Below are 17,544 nucleotides of genomic sequence, written 5' to 3' on the forward strand. Positions count from 1 at the left end.
GCCTGAAGCCCGCCTGCCGCACCGCATCACTGGATCGGCGGCACCACCCCGAGCTTTTCGGCGAGCATCCTTTCGTAGACGCCGAAGTGCAGATCCACCTCCTCCTGCGTGACCACGGTCACGGAGATACTGATCTGTTCGGGCAGCAGACCCAGCACGGTCGCGATCGCCAGTTCCAGTTGCGGTGCACACAACCGGTCGTCGGCGAACGTGGTACCGACGGAAATCTCATAGCTTTTCTCCTGCCGCAACACCACTTCGACCAGCCGCGCCCGTGCGCTCATGTTGCTGTCGATCGCCAGCCGGATGACGTCCACCGCGATGCGCATCGTCTCAGTCGGAAAACCCTTCGTTGAGCGCAAGCGGATACGGTGCCGCCCAAGGGTGACCCAGTCGTTGTCGAATTCCATGATGTCCTCCACATGTGTTTTGGATGTCGCGAAAATAGGGGTACGGCGATCGAATTCAAGAACAGAAAGTCGCGACCAACCCTTGAAATTTTCGCGCGAAGTTCTATCTTGAATTCCGCCAAGGCAGCCGCGCCAGCCAGTACCGGCGCGCTGCGTGTTTCGATTTGTTTGCCGGCATGGTGGCAGACGGACTGGAGCGCACAGGCTGGTCCGTCTTCCTGCTCGGATTGAAAGGAGGAACGACCATGAGTGATCTCACCTTCGGGGCCGACCTTTTCAGCGAGTTCGACCGTCTGCAACGGCAGATGGCGAGCCTCCTGGGCGGCTTCCCTTTCAGCATCCGTTCGGGGCGTTTCGGCGCCTTCCCGCAGGTCAACATCGGCTCGACCGACGACTCGATTGAGATCGTCGCATTCGCGCCGGGTCTGGACCCGGCGAGCCTTGACGTGTCGATCGACAAGGGATTGCTGACCATCAGCGGCGAGCGCAAACCGGTTTATCCGGACAAGCCCGGCGACGACACACGTGCCTACGCGCAGGAGCGCTTCTCCGGCTCATTCCGGCGCGTGATTGAACTCCCGCAGCATGCGGACCCGGACAAGGTTACCGCGCAGTACACCAACGGCTGCCTGAGCGTGAGCATGGGTAAGCGGGAGACGTCAAAACCCAAGGCCATCACTGTTCAATGAAGCCGGTCACATAATTTAGGAGGCAATCATGAGCGACACGATGGAAGTAGCCAGAAAAGAGGAAACGGCGGAAGTTCGGCGGCGGCCGCAGGGTCGCCGTCCGCCTCCGGGAAGTACGGGTGCAGCAAACCTTGGCGCGAGCGGGTTTGCGCGCCCGTCAGCCGGGGTCCGCACGGCCGGTTCCGGTGGGAGGACGGCAGGGCCGCTAGCCGCTCGCCGCCGCCAGTAACTGAACTCACGAATCCTTGTCATGACGTTAAGGAGGTTGCGATGAATACCGATCTGAAGAAGTGGAACCCGTTCAAGTTCCTTCGTCGAACGGATCGCAATGCCGATCCCAACAGTGGGGAAAGTGCGCCCGCCGGTGAACCATGGCGCGCGTCGTGGCCTGACATTCCACGGATTTTTTCGCGCGAGCCGTGGCGCGCCGTGGAGGAATTTTTCCACGACCCGCTTGCGGGCCGCGGCGCGCTGGAACGATGGTTTGGCGATTTCAGCTCGTCGAGATTCCAGCCGCGCATCGACGTTGTCGACGACGGACCGGTGCTGCGTGTGACAGTCGAACTTCCGGGTATCGAGCGGGAAGATCTTAAAGTGAGCGTCGAGGACGGAGCGATCGTACTGCGCGGTGAAAAAAAGCAGGACGCGCGCAGCGAGGAAGACGGCTGCTACCGGCTCGAGCGTGCTTATGGAAGCTTCATGCGCACCATACCGATGCCGGAAAACGCGGAACCCGAGCGTGCTCTCGCGAAGTTCGAGAACGGGGTGCTCACGTTGACCGTACCGAAATCGGAGCCGCCGCGATCCGCGAGCCACACGATCGATATCGGCTAATGTGGCGCGGCGATGCACCGCTCGCGCGGTGAACGACAGAGTCAAGTGGGCCGTTAGCTCAGCTGGTAGAGCAGCGGACTTTTAATCCGTTGGTCACTGGTTCGAATCCAGTACGGCCTACCAGACTCGCACGACTTGCCGCATCGGGCGAAACCGGATTGCCTCTACTTCTCGCCGGACCGGTCGCTTTCACTGCGCCTTCTCGACACCGCTTCCCGCTCGTTCGCAACATCCTGAGCGCTGTCCTGAAGCTCGGCGTCACTGCACACCAGCCGCGGATGTCGCGGATCGTTGACGTCGATCTGGTGCCACGCGATCCGATGGCGCCGCGAGCGGCTTTTGCGCTGCACCGCCTCACGCAGCAGTCGTGGGAGCAGTCCTAGCGCGAGGCGCTCAAGCAACGCGTCAGGACCGATGTGAAATTCGCTGATGACCCAGGCGTCGCCGTCACGCATCACTTTGATCGCTTCTATGCGTCCGAGTGGCGTGCCCTCTCGCGACAGTACCTGCCGGCCGAGCAGGAGATCGACATTGAACTGCGTCATGAGCGCGATCCCGGAATGCGCCCGACAATGTGGTCGCTCAGCCAGCGCTGCCAGCGGCCAAGCGGGGTATCGAGTACATCGACGTCCACCTGGATGTCGATCTTTATGGAGCGAACGCGGCTCCAGGGAATCCGGTACGGCTCGGCGTATCGTGCGCCGCCAATCCTCGCGGCGAGCCGCGCGACCCAACGTGCTGCGCGCTCGCCGATGCGCCGCGCCATCGTGACCGAGCCTGTCTCTATCGCAATCACTTCCGGCGGCCGGCCCGGGCGCAGTTCGGCGACGATACCGTCGACCCGCCCCATCTTCGCGCCGTGGCGATCCACCAACTGTTTATCGAGCACATCCCGCACAAGATCCATCATGTCCCCCCGACTATCTGCAGCGGCACCGTAACGATTGCCAGCACAAAGCTGAGCAAGACAATCGCGATGACTACGGCATTCGAAATCACGCCGTTGCGGTGCCGTCCGACATAACTCTCGTCGTTCATCAGCGACAGGAATGGAACGACGGTAAGCGGTAGGCTCATGGCGGTCAGCGCCATGGAGAATACGGTCAAGTTCAGCGGGTCGACGCCGGCAGCAATCGGGATCGCACTGATTGCCAGTGCGCACGTGTAGACGAGGCTGAACGCTGGATCTTCGCGGGGCTTGCGGTTCTCACCCCAGTTCCAGCCGAAGCCCTGCGCAAAGAAGTACGCCTGCTCCAGTGCGATCTCCAGCGTCGCGCCGAAGCAGGCAAAGGCGAGCGACGCGACGAACAGCACGAAGCCCCAGAAACCGAAGACCGCGACGAGCGTCAGCGGCAAGTGCTGATAGTCGTCGACGCGCGTAATGCCGTACGCTGGAAATACACACGCGGCGGCAATCAGTACGGCGAGCGAAATACTCCCGCCAAACGCCATGCCGAGACCTGCGATGGCGCGGTTCGCGCCGAGATAGCCGCGGTCCCAGCGATCCTCGACCGCGCCGGACGAATAGAACAGGAACAGGGACGGCGTGATCGACGCGCCGAGGATGCTCACAGCAGTGAACCAGTAGTTCGCGGGATCGTGATGCGGCAAACTGGGCAGCATGCCCGCCGTCACCTGATGCCAGTCGGGCCTGAGCACGACAGCCGCGGCCACGAAGCTCAACGTGACGAGGCCGAGCAGCGACATGCCCTTTTCGATGAACCCGAATGTGCTGCACCACAGCACAAGCCACGCGAGCATCGCAACGGGCAACGCCCACCATGGGTGCTTTATTCCTGTGGCCATCTCCAGCGCCACGCTGACGCCTCCGATCTCCGCCGATAGCACCAGCATATTGACGATCAGCGTCGCGACGAATGGCAACATGAAGAACTTGATGCCGAACCGGTGGCGAATGCCGTCGGCGATCGTATGCTGGCTCACCGCTGCGAAGCGACCCGCCATCTCGGCGAGAAAGATGATGCACACCGTGCCGAGAACGATTGGCCAGCCGAGCTGGAAACGAAACGCTGCGCCGCCCTGCGCCGCTGTCGACAGCGATCCCATCTCGAGAAAGCCGCCGACGCTCGTCACGATGCCGAGGGATATCTCGAGCAGCTTCTTCATCTGTTCCGGCTCCGGCAGGACACAGCCACGCTGCAGCATATGCCGTTCCCGGTGGCACAGCGGCGTGCAGCTGGAGCGACGGCACCGCGGCGACGCGGTAATGGCGGTGATCGGCGCAATGCCGCGCATGGAGCTTGGCAAGGCGACTGGCATCGCCCGAACACACCGGCTGCGGCTGCCAGGGCAAGCTATCTTTTCTTTAAGTTCGTCCCCTCAAAGTTGCTGCGTTGAAAATCTGATTGTTCAGCGCTCGTTATTCAGGATCTTTCCGCCGGAGGATGTAGCCCAGGCCCCGCAGCGTCGTGATCTGCGCGCTCGAGTTGATGAGATGCTTGCGCAAACGGTGAATGTAGATGTCGATGGCATCCGCACTCGGTTCATCATCCAGACTGAACACGCTTTCCATCAGCATGGATTTCGACACGGTCTTGCCCTGTCGCAACATCAGCGTTTCGAGGACGGTATGTTCGCGGCGCCGCAGCGCCAGTCGTGCTTCGTTGTGAAAGAACTCTCGCGTGTCGGATATGTACTGCAGGTCGCCACAGGTGAGACACGAGGACATGCCCCCCGATTGCCGGCGGATGAGTGCCTTGATACGCGCAACCAGCTCGCGCGCGTCGAATGGCTTGACAACATAGTCGTCGGCACCTGTAGTGAAACAGTCGACCTTGTCCTCGGTCGAACCATGCGCCGTCAGCATGATCACCGGCACCATGTCGCCGCGACGGCGCAATCGTGCGAGCACCTCCCTCCCATCCATTCGTGGCAGACGAAGATCCAGCACCACTACGTCGTAGCGTTGCGTCGTGAGAAGTGCGTCCGCACGTTCGCCGTCAGGGACGCAGTCGACCGCGAAGTTCTCGAGGCGCAGCAGGTTGACAGTCCAGTGTGCAAGCTCAATGTTGTCTTCGACCAGCAGTAACTTCATCGGACATTCCTCAATCGCGCCACGCCGGCAGGCGGACCGTAACGACGAGACCCGCCTGTCCGGCCTCCGGCCTCAACTCGACAGTGCCACCATGTGAGTGCGCGACTTCGCGCACGATCGACAGACCCAAGCCCGTCCCCTCGGCGGCAGTCGCCCCGCGATAGAAGCGTTCGAACACGCGGGCGCGCGCTTCGGCCGGAATGCCGGGACCGTTATCGATAACCTGCAGTACAACTTCGTTGTCTTCCTCCCGGCAGATAGCGGTAACCCTTCCTCCCTCCTGTGTGTAGCGAATGGCGTTATCGACCAGATTCGCGAGGAGTGCCGTCAACAGCGTTGCACTACCCGGGACATACGCCGTTCCGCTGAGCTCCGCACCGAGATCGATCTGGCGCCGCTGTGCGGCCCCCACGAGTTCCTCCATTACGCATGACACGACAGCGGCGAGGTCAACCCTGGCCCGTGTGCAGTAAGGTGGTGACGACTCGGCCTGGGCCAGTAGCAGCAGCTGATTGGTCATTTCGGTCATCTTCGCGGTGCTGCGGCGTATTCCCGCCAATGCATCTGTCAGCAACGGCCCACAACGCCCGCAGGGGCGGGCGCACTGAATCTGCGTTCGCAGCAGCGCAAGCGGAGTACGCAGTTGATGCGCGGCGTCCGCGATGAACTTGCGCTGTGTCGTCGCGTGCAGTTTCAGGCGCGCGATACATAGATTGATCGCGTCGACGACGGGTCGTAACTCGGAAGGCAAGCGCTCGATGCGGATAGGCTCGAGTTGCAACGCGTCGCGATCGGAGACGTCATCCTTTAACCGGATGAGCGGTCGCAACTCAAAGGTCAGACCGAGCAGGACAAGGGCGACCACGAGCGCCAGCATCAACCCCTGACGGACCAACTGGGGACGCCACAGATTCTCCACCATGGCCCGATACGATGCCTGAGTCTTGCCGACAACAACGGTGACCGGCTCAGTTGCGCCCGAGTCGTACAACTCGCGCTCATACGCGACCGCGCGAACCGGGTGGCCATCGAGCACGGTGTCATAAAACATGGGACCTTGCGTTGCATGAGAAGGGAGTGCGAGTTCGGGATTACCTCCCAGCAGACGGGCACGCCCCTTCACAACTCTGTAAAACACCTGATCCTGGTAGGGCGACTCGAACATCTCAAGCGCCGCGGGCGGGATCCTCGCGATCAGGGCGCCATCCTCCCAATTAACTTCTTCACCGATGATTCGTGCAGACGCGAGCAATGCGTTGTCCTGCAGAAGACTGGCAGTCTCGCGAGCCGCGTCAAACGACATCAGGCCGGTGACGAACATAAATACGGCGACCGGCACCAGCAGCCACGCGAGCAGCCGTGCACGCAGGCTTCGCATCATGACCGGCCTCCCCTCGCATGTTCCGCACGTACTGCAATTGCGATCGGTGTCGCGGTTCCCTGTAGAGACTCATCGGAAAACACTCGGAACGCCGCACACCTTCCTTTCAATAGCCGCCTTTGCAGCATGGCAAACGACAGCCTGCCGTAAGCATGCGCCGAGGTGCACCGATATCCTGCCGCTCCCAATGAGCCTCGCGTGTTGCCAGGTGTTGCCTGGTATTGGCCAGCAGCGCGATCCGTTTCTCACTGGCAGTCTGCACCAACGGCGCGATTATGAGAGGACAAATCCTTCTCCCCGCTTTCACGGCAATGCGATTTTCTTAGGGGAAATCCATGAGGCGGGCGCCTTTACTGCACAACCGCAACAGTCACTGCATGCTCAGGCAAGCTTCAGATTCATTACACGTATAGCGTCCGCCGAATGCACACCATAAATAACTTTTACTTTCCGATTCACCGTTGCGCAGCCATTGTGTGAACCGTACTGCCGGTCCATAGCCTCCATTTCTTAAGATTCCTTAAGGAATGAGTGGCCAGGCCAATAAACAGAAAGGAGACGAATAATGGAAATGCGCCTGATGACCTTGATGTTCCTCGGTGTGACCGCGTTGGCCGGCTGCGGAGGCGGCGATAACGTCAGCGGCCCCACCGCGCCGAAGCTTCTGACGAACATTGCCGTGCCGAATGCCTCGAGCCCATCGTTCAGTTTCGACATCGGCTACGTTGAGGCCGGCACGTACTTTCTGGCCGACCGCAACAACAAGGCAGTGGATGTCGTCGATACGAAATCGAACGCACTGGTCGCCCAGATCCCCGGACCGTTCACCGGTGCGGGCGCAACGACGAACGAGTCGGGTCCCGACGGAATCGTGGGCATAACCGGCACGAACACAATCTATGTGGGTGACGTCGACTCGGTCAAAGTCATCGATACGGCTGCGCGAAAGACGGTCAACACCATTGCCATCAGCACTTCCGGATCGCGCGTCGATGAGGGCTGCTACGATCCTGACGACCATCTCGTGTTGTATGCGAGCCCTGGCGACACGCCGCCTTTCGCCACGTTCATTTCCACGCTGACGCAAAAAGCCGTGGGAAGACTTCCTTTCAACGGTTCGTCCGGGCTCGAAGCGTGCACCTACGATCCTGCCTCGAAGAGCTTTCTGATCAACAATGATGGGACCGCGGCTAATCCCGACGGCGAACTCGATGTCATCACCGCAAGTTCGGCGGTGGCGGGGAGCCCGTCTGTCAGCAAGTCGTTTCCGCTGGGAAAATGCGCACCGACGGGGATCGTACTTGGGCCGGGTAACGACGTGCTGGTTGGATGCGATCCGTCAGCAGGCGATCCGCTCATCACGCTCATTCTGGACCGTACGAGCGGTGCCATTCGGGCCAGCCTGCCATTTGGCGGCGTGGACCAGGTCGCTTACGACCCGGCGTCCAACCGCTATTTCCTGCCGGCCCGGCACTACGTGACGAGCGGTACTGCTGCAGCGTCAGGCTTCAGTCCGCAGATGGCGGTAATAGATGGCGCGTCACGGCAGTTGCTCTTCAAGATTCCAGTCGGCACAGGCGCGCATTCTGTCGCCGTCGACAGCACGCTTGGGCAAGTGTATGTGCCGTTCCAGGGCGGCGCGGCCGGATTTGCCAACGGCGGCATCTCGGTGTTCTCGACCCACTAGCGATGTCCGCTCTGTTCGGCGCGATGTTTGGTTTGACGCTCGGTGTCGCCAGCGAGAGTCGATTGCGGGACGATGCTGCAAAGGCGGATATTCACGGGTCCTTCTGTTTCGCCCGCACAACTCCCGTGGTGCTGGACTAGAACCTCGAATGGAACGATAGTAAGGCGGCGCTCAGAGTTTAAGTTCGAGAAACCCCGTAAGGTCCAGGCCTTACGGGGTTTTTATGTCTGTACGCCTGTCGCCTTCCGCCGACGCCTACGCCCATGCCCATGCCTACACCCACGCATCTTGGCCCACACCAACCGACCGCCGGCGCCATCGCGCATCCCTGCGCAGCGCGCTTCGATTAACCCGTCGACCCCGAAAAAGCCGATCTCAGCGTGGCGATATCGAACTTCACCATTTTCATCATGGCCTCAGCGGCGCGCCTGGCCTTTTCCGGATCGGGGTCGCCCATCATCCGAATTACATCGTCTGGAGCGATCTGCCACGAGACGCCGAAGCGGTCTTTCAGCCAGCCGCACGCCTCGGGACTGCCCCCGCCTTCCAGCAGAGCATCCCAGTAACGGTCGACTTCTGCCTGATCGGCGCAGTTGACGAGAAGCGATACCGAGTGGTTGAACGTGTCGGCTCCTCCGGAGCTCATGGCGATGAAGGGCTGCCCGAAGAGTTCGAACTCGACAACCTTCGTGGAACCGGCGCTCGGCACCGCCGTGACCCGCACTATGCGCGAGTCTGGAAAGATGTTGGTATAGAAAGCCGCGGCCTCCTCCGCTTCGTTGGAATACCAGAGAAAAGGCGTGATCTTTTGAACCGTCATGGCAAATCTCCTGTCAGTGTCGGCCAGATGCGCGGGCAAGCCGCATGCTGCCATTGAGACGACGAAGGAAGAGCATCAGGATCGACACGTCGGGAAGAGATTTTTCATTTTCCCCGACGTCTGCCGTGCGGGGATGACTCAGCCGTTCCAACGCCGCAACAACCAGAAGAGCGCGGATACCACGACCGAAATCACAATGCACGTGACAATCGGCAGGTAAAAGTTGAATCCGTCCCGGGCGATATGGATGTCGCCAGGCAGCCGGCCGAACGGGATGCGCGCGAGCCAGTGCCACGCGAGGCCGGCAACAATACACAGCAGACCGAAAACGATGAGGAAACGGTTCATTGAGCGCAGTCAGTCCCAGTAGCCGATGAGAACATCATAGGACGACTCTGGCGGACCGGCCAAGGGCTGCTGGGGGCGACCTGCGGGGACGACCCGCTGGGAACGACAGCGGGCCCGCCCTCAGATGCGCAACGCCGCTCAATGGCTCGCGCCCTCCACCGCGCCGATGCCCGTTTCCGAGCGCACGGACTGTGCCTCGAACCCGGCTCGGTCGATGCGCGCGCGAGCGGATTTGTCCGTCAGCGAGAAGACCCAGATGCCGGCGAAGCCGATGGTCATCGAGAAAAGCGCGGGCGACGCATACGGAAACGGTGCGCTAGCGTAGTGGAACACATCGACCCATACCGCCTTCGAGAGCACCGTCAGCAACACTGCGGAGAACAGCCCGAGGAAGCCGCCAATGGCCGCACCGCGCGTCGTGCAGCCGCGCCACAACACGGACATGAACAGCACCGGGAAGTTGGCCGAGGCCGCCACCGCGAAAGCGAGCGAGACCATGAATGCGATGTTCTGCTTCTCGAACACGATGCCGAGCACAACAGCAATGATCCCCAACACGACAGTCGTGATGCGCGAGACAAACAGTTCGCTCGCGCTCGACGCCTTGCCATGCTTGAACACGGTCGCATACAGATCGTGCGACACCGCCGACGCGCCCGCGAGCGTGAGGCCCGCCACAACAGCGAGAATCGTCGCGAACGCCACGGCCGAAATAAAGCCGAGGAAGACGTTGCCGCCCACGGCGCTCGCCAGATGTACGGCCGCCATGTTGCTGCCGCCGAGCAGCTTGCCGGCAGCGTCCTTGAACACGGGGTTGGTGCTCACCAGCACAATCGCGCCAAAGCCGATGATGAAGGTGAGGATATAGAAGTAGCCAATCCACGTGGTCGCCCAGAACACCGACTTGCGCGCTTCCTTCGCATTGGGCACGGTAAAGAAACGCATCAGGATATGCGGCAGACCCGCTGTGCCGAACATCAGCGCGATGCCAAACGAGATCGCCGAAATCGGGTCCTTGATGAAGTTGCCCGGGCCCATGATCGACGCCTTCTTCTCATGCACCTCGACGGCTTTGGCAAACAGTGCCTCGGGACTGAAATGAAATTGCCAAAGCACCATGAACGCCATGAACGACGCACCCGCGAGCAGCAGACACGCCTTGATGATCTGCACCCAGGTGGTCGCGGTCATGCCGCCGAAAAGCACGTACACCATCATCAGCGCGCCGACGATCACCACCGCGATCCAGTACTCCAGCCCGAACAGCAGCTTGATGAGTTGTCCCGCGCCCACCATCTGCGCGATCAGGTAGAAGGCCACGACGACGAGCGTGCCCGATGACGCAAATGCGCGTATCGGAGCTTGCTTGAAGCGGTAAGCGGCCACATCGGCGAAGGTGAAGCGGCCGAGATTACGCAGTCGTTCGGCCATCAGGAACGTGATGATCGGCCAGCCCACCAGAAAGCCGATCGAATAGATGAGCCCGTCGTACCCATTCGTGTAGACAGCGGCCGAGATGCCGAGGAACGAAGCGGCGGACATGAAGTCGCCCGCAATCGCGAGGCCGTTCTGAAAGCCGGTGATGCCGCCGCCAGCGGTGTAGAAGTCGGCTGCGGATCGCGTCCTGCGCGCCGCCCATTTGGTGATGAACAGCGTCCCGATCACGAACGCGACGAACATGCTGATCGCGGTCCAGTTCGTTGGCTGCTTGACCGCCTGGCCGAGATCGGCGCCGGCAGCGAAGCAACTGGCTGAAGCGGCGAATAGCGCGCCGACGGCAATGAATCGTCCGGCCTTCATGCGGCCTCCCGCTTGATCTGTTCGGTGAGTTCGTCGTAAGCGCTGTTCGCGCGACGCACGTAAAAGCCGGTGATGAGCACAGTAAATACGATCACGAAAAGTCCGATCGGCATGCCCCAGGTCATCACGCCCGCGCCGGTCTTCGCGGCAAGAAAGTCCTTGTCGAACGCGATGAGCAGCACGTAGCCGTAGTAGACGACCAGCACAAGAGCGGTCAGTGTCCAGCCTAGTCTCGAACGCTTTCGCACCAGTTCGCGGTATGCCGCGCTCGATTTGATTTTCTCTGCGAGTTTCAGGTCCATCTACGTCTCCTGCATGGGTATCTTTCGCTGCCTGACAAAATGCTCCCGTTCCGGCAGGGCCGAAACGATGTGCAATTCCTGTGCGCTGGGGTATCCCCGTTGGGAACGGGGCCAATGCTCTCGCGCAGACGCTTTGAATTCGTCGTTCTGTTGATGCGCTCGACCGTACGTTAAAAGCAGCCGCTTACCCGGTTCTTACGGGAGGCGATTTCTTTTGGCGGGGTTTACGCGAGGCATGCGCGTCCACGCCGGATGGGCGTGACCGCTATTCCATCAGGAGAAAGCTCGCGCGGACCGCTCCAACGGCGGCTCTTGAAGATAACGAAGCATGAAGAGGCCCGCGCGCGGCCGCACGGCTTCCGCCACGCTTCCCGAAGCGAAGAACCAGCGACGGCATGCCTTGGATAGAAAGCGGCGCAGACGCACACCGTTGCGCGCCGGCCCATCCGCGCGGCCGATGGCCGTCGCGATTGCCGCTACTGCTTAACCTCACCCGTTCGGGGCGACGACGCACCCTCCGGCGACAGCGCGTTCGCGCGCTTGTCCATCAGGCTTCCGGGCTTATTGCCCGGAGCGCCCAGCGCGGCCGGCTCGTCCACGGTCCGTCCGGCCTGTCCAGGCTGGACCTCCTTCCCGGTTTGCGCGCCGCTGTTCGCCGGCGCGTTACCGCTTTGTTGTGCGCAGGCCGCGCTGCTCATGCAAAGTACCAACGCGACGCCGGCAACTTTCAAGGTGTTCATGACTGTCTCCCGGTTTCACGGCGCTTGCCGCTTTCGGGTAGACAAGCATGGCGCGTGCCGCGAGCGAACGACGGTGCGCAGCGCTATTGAGCAACGAACACCATAGGCATGCGTCGTTATTCCACGCGCCGCCGCGTGGAAATGGCCGATGCGGTCGAAATGACAAGGTCGGCAAAGCGCTTTTCATCGCGGTCGGCCTGCCAGCGCGAGCGCGCCACGGCAATGTTGACCGCGCCGATGCCACGCCCATGCGCGTTCGTGATCGCGGCCGCCGTCGAGATATCGCTCACGAAATATTCGTCTTCCGTATGCGCGTAGCCTTGCTTGCGGATCTGTACGATGCGCTCCTTGATCTTGCGCGGCTGGTATACAGTGGACGCCGTATAAGACACGAGATTCGTGCGCGAGAGAATGTCGTCGATCTCGCCATCGGGCAGCGTCGCGAGAATCGCAAGGCCCGGCGCCGTGCAATAGGCGGGCAGCCGCGAACCGGTAATGACGTGCGCATTGAACACGTTGCGGCTCACAATGCGCAGCACGAACACGATGTCGGTATCGTCGAGCACGGTGAGGTTGGTCGCCTCTTCCGTCTCCGAGCCGAGTTGCTGGAGATACGGCGTCGCGCGGCTCACCAGATCGTTCGACGTCAGGTAGTGGTACGTGAAGTCGAGCAGCCGCGGCGACAGTTCGTACTTGCGGCTGTCCGGGTCCTTGAAGAGATAGCCGAGCGCGGCGAGCGTGTAAGTGAAACGCTGCGTCGCACTCATGTCGAAGCCCGTGAACGACGAAATCTCCGACAGCGACAACTGGCGCTTGCTGCCGTCGAACGCGGTGAGCACTTTCATCGCCTTCTCTACGGACTGCACATAAAGCGAGGACGCCGTCGGGTCGACTGCTCCGGGCGGTTTCGCTGGGGAAGTCTTGCGCTTGCGCGGGGCTGTGGGCTCGTCGCTCATTACGTCAATGTCTATCCGGATTTGAACGACGAATTATTGCATAGCCCTAAAACGTTACCTATATACGATACCTATCCGTTCACACTCGCGAGCCGATCCCATGCGTCGTCGACACTGCGCGGCAGCAGATGTTTTCTGACGCGTTCGCTCGCCGTCAGCTCGAATCCGGCCACGGCGCGGTAATAGCGCGGCAACTGAAAACTCGCGAGACGTTCGCGCGCCCACGCGTGCAGCGCTTCCCATTCAACCGGCTCGTCCCTGAACTGGACGTTGAGCAAAATGTCCTGCTCGCCGATGTCCGACGCCACTCCAATCGCCGCGCTCGCGCGTATCGCCGGATGCGTCGAAAAAATGCGCTCGATCTCCCAGGCGGACACGTTTTCGCCGCGCACACGCATGCTGTCCGTCTGCCGGCCGATGAAGAACAGATCGCCGTCCGCATCGCGGCGCGCGCGGTCACCAGTATGAAGGCGGCCGTTGCGCAACGCGGCTCTCGTCGCATCGGGATTCTTCAGATACGTCGGTAAAAACGTACCCTCCACTTTGCTCGACAGCACGATCTCGCCCGCCTCGCCTTCCTTCACGGGCAGGCCGTTTTCATCGAGCAGTTCGATCTCGATCCACGGCAATGCGCGGCCGATCGAACCGGGCTTGCCGGTGATGTTCGCGGCCGCGAAACTCGAGCCTTCGGTCATGCCGTAGCACTCGCGCAGCGACACCTTGAGCCGCGTCTGAATCGGCTGCCACGACGAAGCGCTCACGCCCGCGCCCCACGCGACGCGCAACGTGTGCGCCGCAGGCTGTGCGTCCTCGGGCAATTGCATCAGGATATCGAGCACGCCGCCGAGGTAATGCAGTTGCGTCGCGCCCGCGCGCTCGATCTGCGCCCAGAACTGCGATGCCGAAAAGCGCGGCACCGCATGCAGCGTCACGTTGTCGAGGAACGGCAATAACAACATTTGCGCGCCGCCGATATGACACAACGGCTCCCACAGAAATAGCCGGTCGCCTGCACGGACGTCCGCCACCCGAAGCGCCGCCTCGCTCGCGATCCGCATCATCCGGTGCGTGAAGACAACGCCCTTCGGCGCGCCTGTCGTGCCTGATGTGTAGATGATGCAGAGCAGGTCGTGCACGCCGATCTCGGGCGTCGCGAACTCTGCGTTCGTATCGCTCGCATCGAACGCCGGCAGCCGCATGCGCCGGGCCGCGCCGCAGTCGAGCTGCGCCGTCACCGCGTCGAATTCGTCGTCGATAACAAGCAGCTTCGGCTCCGCATGTTGCAGCAGATATTCGAGGCCCGCCGCGCGCAGCTTCGTGTTGACCGGCACCCACACCAGACCGCTCAGATGCAGCGCGTAGATCAGATGGATGTGCTCGGGACTGTTGCCGAGCATCACGGCGACGCGGTCGCCCTGCACGAGCCCCCGCTCGGCAAACCAGCGCTGCAACTGCGCGATGTGCCGCGCGGCGTCCTCGCACGTGATCGCGCGATCCTCGAAATGCACGACGGCGCGCGCGGGCTCGCGGCGCAATCCCGCCGCGAGCAGCGGCACACAGTCGAGTTCGTCGTTCGGGTGCCGGTGAGCAAAATATTCTGGATAACGATGCATGTTTGAACCGATTGAGAGCCTGCGATTTAGCGCGTCTTGCGCTTGAGCCAGGAAGAAACCGCGACGACGAGCGCGATCAGAATGACGAGCGTCGTCGAGACGGCTGCGAGCGTCGGCGTGATAGCCAGTTGGATGTCGTCCCACATCTGCTTGGGCAGCGTCGAGTTGATGCCGCCGGAGACGAAGATCGCGATAGTCAGGTCGTCGAAGGAGACGAGGAACGCAAACAGGAACGCGGCGGTCACGCTTGCCATCAGAAGCGGCAACACGATCGATGTGATGCGCCGCAAGGGCGACGCGCCCATCACGCGCGCGGCGTCGTCCAGACGCCAGTCGAAGCGCTGGAAGCCCGCGGCGAGCGTCACCACCACATAGGGAATCGCGAGCACCGTATGGCCGATCACGAGGCCGAGATTGGTACCCGTGAGCCCGAAGCGTCCGAACAGATACAGCAGGCCCACCGCCACCACGATACGCGGCACGATGAGCGGTGCCACCAGCAACGCGAACACGGGCTTGCTCGCGCGACGCGGCATGCGGGTCATTGCGAGCGTCGCGCCGAAGCCGAGCAGCAGCGACAGCAGCGCGGTGCCGAGTCCCACTTCGAACGAGCGGATGATTGCGCTTTGCCACACCGGCGAGTCCATGAACGTGCCGAACCAGCGGGTGCTGAAGAGCTTCGGCGGAAAGGCGATGTAGTCGCTCTTCGTGAACGCATAGGGAACCACGGAAAGCACCGGCACGACGAGCGCCACCATGATCACGCATGTATAGAAACCGAGCGGGCTCACCGCGCGTGCACCCTCCCCGGCGTGCGTCTTGCGGCGCATCACGAAGGGCGCGAAAACGCGGCCCGCCGTCATTAGAAGCGCGAGCTTGAACCCTTGCGCGCGTGAGCCGCGCTGACGCTCCGCCACTTCGCCCGTGAGCGACGTGAGGCCCACCATGCGGTCGTACACGAAGAAGATCACGATCGAACAGACGAGCAGCACGGTCGACAGCGCACCGGCAAAGCGCATGTCGAAGAGTTCGAGCACCGACGAGATCACGAGTTGCGCGATCATCGTTTCCTTCGGCGAGCCGAGCAGCGCCGGCACGATAAAGAAGCCGAGGCTCGAGATGAACACGAGCAACCCCGCCGCCGCCACGCCCGGCGAGGACAGCGGCAGAAACACCGTGAAAAAACTCGTGCTGCGTTCGGCGCCAAGCGTTTCGGCGGCTTGCGTCAGTCGGTCGTCGATGCCGCGCATCACGGGGAGCATGGTCATCACGGCGAGCGGCAGCATCGAATGCACCATGCCGATCAGCACGCCGGTAAGCGACGGAATGGTGCCGCTGGTTTCGCGCACGAGGCCGAGCGACAGCGCGATGGTCGACAGCACGCCGGTCTTCGAGAGCAGCAGCATCCACGCGTAGGTCTTCACGAGATAGCTGGTCCAAAACGGCAGCATGATCCATAGCAGCCAGCGTTCGCGGGCGCGCTCCGACAGGCGGCTCAACATGTACGCGACGGGATAGCCGAGCAGGATGGACAGCGCCGCGGTCAAGAACGAAATGCCGAAGGTGATCCACAGCACCTTCGCGTAGACCGGCGTGCGCGCGATGCGCTCGAACTGCGCGAAGCCGATCTGCCCTTCGGCGCTGACGAGTCCGCCCTGCAGAATCTCGCCGACCGGCACGATGAAGAACACGAGCAGGAACAGAAGCGTCGGGACGATCGGCAGGAAGCGCATGCAGCGCGCAAGCCAGACGGACCGGCCGCGCCGCGAGGCTTCGTTTTCGCGGTGCGCGTGGAGAGCGATGGTCATCGTGGTCCCTTTCAGACGTGCAGAAGCGTCGTGCGATACGGGTCCCACACGAGGCCCACCTTGTCGCCGATGCGTGGCGACAGACTGCGTTCGCAACGCACCGTGAGTTCGCTGCCGTCGTTCATCGCGAGTTGCACGCGCGTGTCGCTGCCGAAGAACACGACGTCCGCAATCGTGCCGTCGACAAAGCCGCGCTCAGGCTCGACGAGGCGCGGCGCTTCGGGACGCACCAGCAGCGTATGGCGCGCGCCGGGCGCGACCGACGCGCCACCTGCGAGCGATGCGCCAATCGCGTTGATCGGCAACGGAATACGGCCGCCCGCCGCAAGCAGAATCGGTTCGCCGCTTGTGCCGCGTGCGTCGTCGAGCGCGCCTTCGAGCAGATTCGAATGACCGATGAAGCCCGCCGCGAAGCGCGTCGCGGGACGGTCGTAGAGATCGGCGGGCGTGCCCACCTGCTCGATGCGCGCCTGGTTCATCAGGCAGATGCGGTCGGACAGCGTGAGCGCTTCGTCCTGATCGTGCGTCACGTACACGAAGGTCGCGCCGAGTTCCTTATGCAGACGCCGAATCTCGGACTGCATATGCTCGCGCAATTTCTTGTCGAGTGCGCCGAGCGGTTCGTCGAGCAGAATCACCGAGGGCCGGTATGCAAAGCAGCGCGCGAGCGCGATACGCTGCTGCTGGCCGCCCGACAACTCCTTCGGAAAGCGCTTCGCGTATTCGGTCATGCGCACCATCGAAAGCGCGTCGTCGACGGCCGCGCGCACTTCATCGCGCGACTTGCGGCGCATGCGCAAACCGTACGCGACGTTGTCCCACACGCTCATGTGCGGAAACAGCGCATAGCTCTGAAACACCATGCCGATGCCGCGCTTGCCCGGCTCGACATGCGTCACGTCGCGTCCGTCGATCTCGATGCGCCCCGCGCTCGGCGCGACGAGACCCGAGATCATCTGCAACAGCGTGGTCTTGCCCGAACCCGAGGGACCGAGCAGCGTCAGGAATTCGCCAGCTTGCACGACGAGGTCCGTCGCTTCCAGCGCGACCGCGTCGCCGTAGCGCTTTGCAATGCCAATCGCCTCAAGTTTCGAGCTCATC

The 17,544-nt window shown here is 62.1% G+C and carries 18 protein-coding genes and 1 tRNA gene; 4 read left to right on the forward strand and 15 right to left on the reverse strand.

Annotation, left to right across the window (positions count from 1 at the left end; all coding sequences use genetic code 11):
• Positions 1-26: 26 nt before the first annotated feature.
• A complete protein-coding gene (locus tag C0Z16_RS17630) occupies positions 27-410 on the reverse strand; it encodes a hypothetical protein (RefSeq protein ID WP_102633392.1) in 384 nt (127 codons plus the stop codon).
• A 245-nt stretch (positions 411-655) separates the two neighbouring features.
• Between C0Z16_RS17630 and C0Z16_RS17635 the strand changes: the two genes are divergently transcribed.
• The 3 genes from C0Z16_RS17635 (at position 656) to C0Z16_RS17645 (ending at position 2,056) form a co-directional block, all read left to right on the forward strand.
• Positions 656-1,099 (forward strand): Hsp20/alpha crystallin family protein, encoded by a 444-nt coding sequence (locus C0Z16_RS17635; protein WP_102633393.1) that lies wholly within the window; start codon positions 656-658, stop codon positions 1,097-1,099.
• A 270-nt stretch (positions 1,100-1,369) separates the two neighbouring features.
• A complete protein-coding gene (locus C0Z16_RS17640; protein ID WP_102633394.1) occupies positions 1,370-1,933 on the forward strand; it encodes an Hsp20/alpha crystallin family protein in 564 nt (187 codons plus the stop codon).
• A gap of 47 nt (positions 1,934-1,980) precedes the next feature.
• A tRNA-Lys gene (locus tag C0Z16_RS17645) sits at positions 1,981-2,056 on the forward strand.
• Between the two features lie 41 nt (positions 2,057-2,097).
• Here C0Z16_RS17645 and C0Z16_RS17650 read toward each other — a convergent pair.
• The 5 genes from C0Z16_RS17650 to C0Z16_RS17670 form a co-directional block, all read right to left on the reverse strand.
• Complete coding sequence (locus C0Z16_RS17650; protein ID WP_244201261.1) at positions 2,098-2,478, reverse strand: hypothetical protein; 381 nt, start codon at positions 2,476-2,478, stop codon at positions 2,098-2,100.
• Positions 2,475-2,843, reverse strand: coding sequence for a hypothetical protein (locus tag C0Z16_RS17655; protein WP_244201262.1), 369 nt, complete (start codon positions 2,841-2,843; stop codon positions 2,475-2,477). Before C0Z16_RS17655 ends, C0Z16_RS17650 begins: the two co-directional genes overlap by 4 nt.
• Positions 2,840-4,060: an NRAMP family divalent metal transporter gene (locus C0Z16_RS17660; protein WP_102633440.1), complete on the reverse strand. Its 1,221-nt coding sequence runs from the start codon at positions 4,058-4,060 to the stop codon at positions 2,840-2,842. The genes C0Z16_RS17655 and C0Z16_RS17660 overlap by 4 nt, the downstream gene beginning before the upstream one ends.
• 253 nt (positions 4,061-4,313) lie before the next feature.
• Complete coding sequence (locus tag C0Z16_RS17665) at positions 4,314-4,988, reverse strand: response regulator (RefSeq protein ID WP_102633396.1); 675 nt, start codon at positions 4,986-4,988, stop codon at positions 4,314-4,316.
• Between the two features lie 10 nt (positions 4,989-4,998).
• On the reverse strand, positions 4,999-6,369 hold the full coding sequence (locus C0Z16_RS17670; RefSeq protein ID WP_102633397.1) for a sensor histidine kinase: 1,371 nt from the start codon (positions 6,367-6,369) through the stop codon (positions 4,999-5,001).
• A 565-nt stretch (positions 6,370-6,934) separates the two neighbouring features.
• Here C0Z16_RS17670 and C0Z16_RS17675 point away from each other — a divergent pair.
• Positions 6,935-8,056, forward strand: coding sequence for a YncE family protein (locus C0Z16_RS17675; protein ID WP_102633398.1), 1,122 nt, complete (start codon positions 6,935-6,937; stop codon positions 8,054-8,056).
• Positions 8,057-8,402: 346 nt separating this feature from the next.
• On the opposite strand, the gene C0Z16_RS17680 is transcribed toward C0Z16_RS17675, so the two are convergent.
• The 9 genes from C0Z16_RS17680 to C0Z16_RS17720 form a co-directional block, all read right to left on the reverse strand.
• The gene (locus C0Z16_RS17680; protein WP_102633399.1) at positions 8,403-8,876 is read right to left on the reverse strand and encodes a VOC family protein; all 474 of its coding nucleotides are present in this window, start codon (positions 8,874-8,876) and stop codon (positions 8,403-8,405) included.
• 138 nt (positions 8,877-9,014) lie between these two features.
• On the reverse strand, positions 9,015-9,224 hold the full coding sequence (locus tag C0Z16_RS17685; protein WP_102633400.1) for a DUF2905 domain-containing protein: 210 nt from the start codon (positions 9,222-9,224) through the stop codon (positions 9,015-9,017).
• A gap of 138 nt (positions 9,225-9,362) precedes the next feature.
• A complete protein-coding gene (locus tag C0Z16_RS17690; protein WP_102633401.1) occupies positions 9,363-11,024 on the reverse strand; it encodes a cation acetate symporter in 1,662 nt (553 codons plus the stop codon).
• Positions 11,021-11,326, reverse strand: coding sequence for a DUF485 domain-containing protein (locus C0Z16_RS17695; protein WP_102633402.1), 306 nt, complete (start codon positions 11,324-11,326; stop codon positions 11,021-11,023). The genes C0Z16_RS17690 and C0Z16_RS17695 overlap by 4 nt, the downstream gene beginning before the upstream one ends.
• A 476-nt stretch (positions 11,327-11,802) precedes the next feature.
• Positions 11,803-12,066, reverse strand: a complete 264-nt coding sequence (locus tag C0Z16_RS17700; RefSeq protein WP_102633403.1) for a hypothetical protein — start codon at positions 12,064-12,066, stop codon at positions 11,803-11,805.
• A gap of 116 nt (positions 12,067-12,182) precedes the next feature.
• Entirely contained in the window at positions 12,183-13,022 is an 840-nt protein-coding gene (locus C0Z16_RS17705) for an IclR family transcriptional regulator (protein WP_102633404.1), read from the reverse strand.
• 71 nt (positions 13,023-13,093) lie between these two features.
• On the reverse strand, positions 13,094-14,635 hold the full coding sequence (locus C0Z16_RS17710; RefSeq protein WP_102633405.1) for an AMP-binding protein: 1,542 nt from the start codon (positions 14,633-14,635) through the stop codon (positions 13,094-13,096).
• 26 nt (positions 14,636-14,661) lie between these two features.
• A complete protein-coding gene (locus C0Z16_RS17715; RefSeq protein WP_102633406.1) occupies positions 14,662-16,443 on the reverse strand; it encodes an ABC transporter permease subunit in 1,782 nt (593 codons plus the stop codon).
• An 11-nt stretch (positions 16,444-16,454) separates the two neighbouring features.
• Complete coding sequence (locus C0Z16_RS17720; protein WP_102633407.1) at positions 16,455-17,543, reverse strand: ABC transporter ATP-binding protein; 1,089 nt, start codon at positions 17,541-17,543, stop codon at positions 16,455-16,457.
• Between the last annotated feature and the right edge of the window lies 1 nt (position 17,544).

This window comes from Paraburkholderia rhynchosiae (assembly GCF_002879865.1).
In the GTDB taxonomy this organism is placed as follows: domain Bacteria; phylum Pseudomonadota; class Gammaproteobacteria; order Burkholderiales; family Burkholderiaceae; genus Paraburkholderia; species Paraburkholderia rhynchosiae.

Coding starts and splice junctions, on each gene's coding strand:
- C0Z16_RS17630 (WP_102633392.1), bottom strand. CDS start 410: ATGGAATTCGACAACGACTGGGTCACCCTTGGGCGGCACCGTATCCGC.
- C0Z16_RS17635 (WP_102633393.1), top strand. CDS start 656: ATGAGTGATCTCACCTTCGGGGCCGACCTTTTCAGCGAGTTCGACCGT.
- C0Z16_RS17640 (WP_102633394.1), top strand. CDS start 1,370: ATGAATACCGATCTGAAGAAGTGGAACCCGTTCAAGTTCCTTCGTCGA.
- C0Z16_RS17650 (WP_244201261.1), bottom strand. CDS start 2,478: ATGACGCAGTTCAATGTCGATCTCCTGCTCGGCCGGCAGGTACTGTCG.
- C0Z16_RS17655 (WP_244201262.1), bottom strand. CDS start 2,843: ATGATGGATCTTGTGCGGGATGTGCTCGATAAACAGTTGGTGGATCGC.
- C0Z16_RS17660 (WP_102633440.1), bottom strand. CDS start 4,060: ATGAAGAAGCTGCTCGAGATATCCCTCGGCATCGTGACGAGCGTCGGC.
- C0Z16_RS17665 (WP_102633396.1), bottom strand. CDS start 4,988: ATGAAGTTACTGCTGGTCGAAGACAACATTGAGCTTGCACACTGGACT.
- C0Z16_RS17670 (WP_102633397.1), bottom strand. CDS start 6,369: ATGATGCGAAGCCTGCGTGCACGGCTGCTCGCGTGGCTGCTGGTGCCG.
- C0Z16_RS17675 (WP_102633398.1), top strand. CDS start 6,935: ATGGAAATGCGCCTGATGACCTTGATGTTCCTCGGTGTGACCGCGTTG.
- C0Z16_RS17680 (WP_102633399.1), bottom strand. CDS start 8,876: ATGACGGTTCAAAAGATCACGCCTTTTCTCTGGTATTCCAACGAAGCG.
- C0Z16_RS17685 (WP_102633400.1), bottom strand. CDS start 9,224: ATGAACCGTTTCCTCATCGTTTTCGGTCTGCTGTGTATTGTTGCCGGC.
- C0Z16_RS17690 (WP_102633401.1), bottom strand. CDS start 11,024: ATGAAGGCCGGACGATTCATTGCCGTCGGCGCGCTATTCGCCGCTTCA.
- C0Z16_RS17695 (WP_102633402.1), bottom strand. CDS start 11,326: ATGGACCTGAAACTCGCAGAGAAAATCAAATCGAGCGCGGCATACCGC.
- C0Z16_RS17700 (WP_102633403.1), bottom strand. CDS start 12,066: ATGAACACCTTGAAAGTTGCCGGCGTCGCGTTGGTACTTTGCATGAGC.
- C0Z16_RS17705 (WP_102633404.1), bottom strand. CDS start 13,022: ATGAGCGACGAGCCCACAGCCCCGCGCAAGCGCAAGACTTCCCCAGCG.
- C0Z16_RS17710 (WP_102633405.1), bottom strand. CDS start 14,635: ATGCATCGTTATCCAGAATATTTTGCTCACCGGCACCCGAACGACGAA.
- C0Z16_RS17715 (WP_102633406.1), bottom strand. CDS start 16,443: ATGACCATCGCTCTCCACGCGCACCGCGAAAACGAAGCCTCGCGGCGC.
- C0Z16_RS17720 (WP_102633407.1), bottom strand. CDS start 17,543: ATGAGCTCGAAACTTGAGGCGATTGGCATTGCAAAGCGCTACGGCGAC.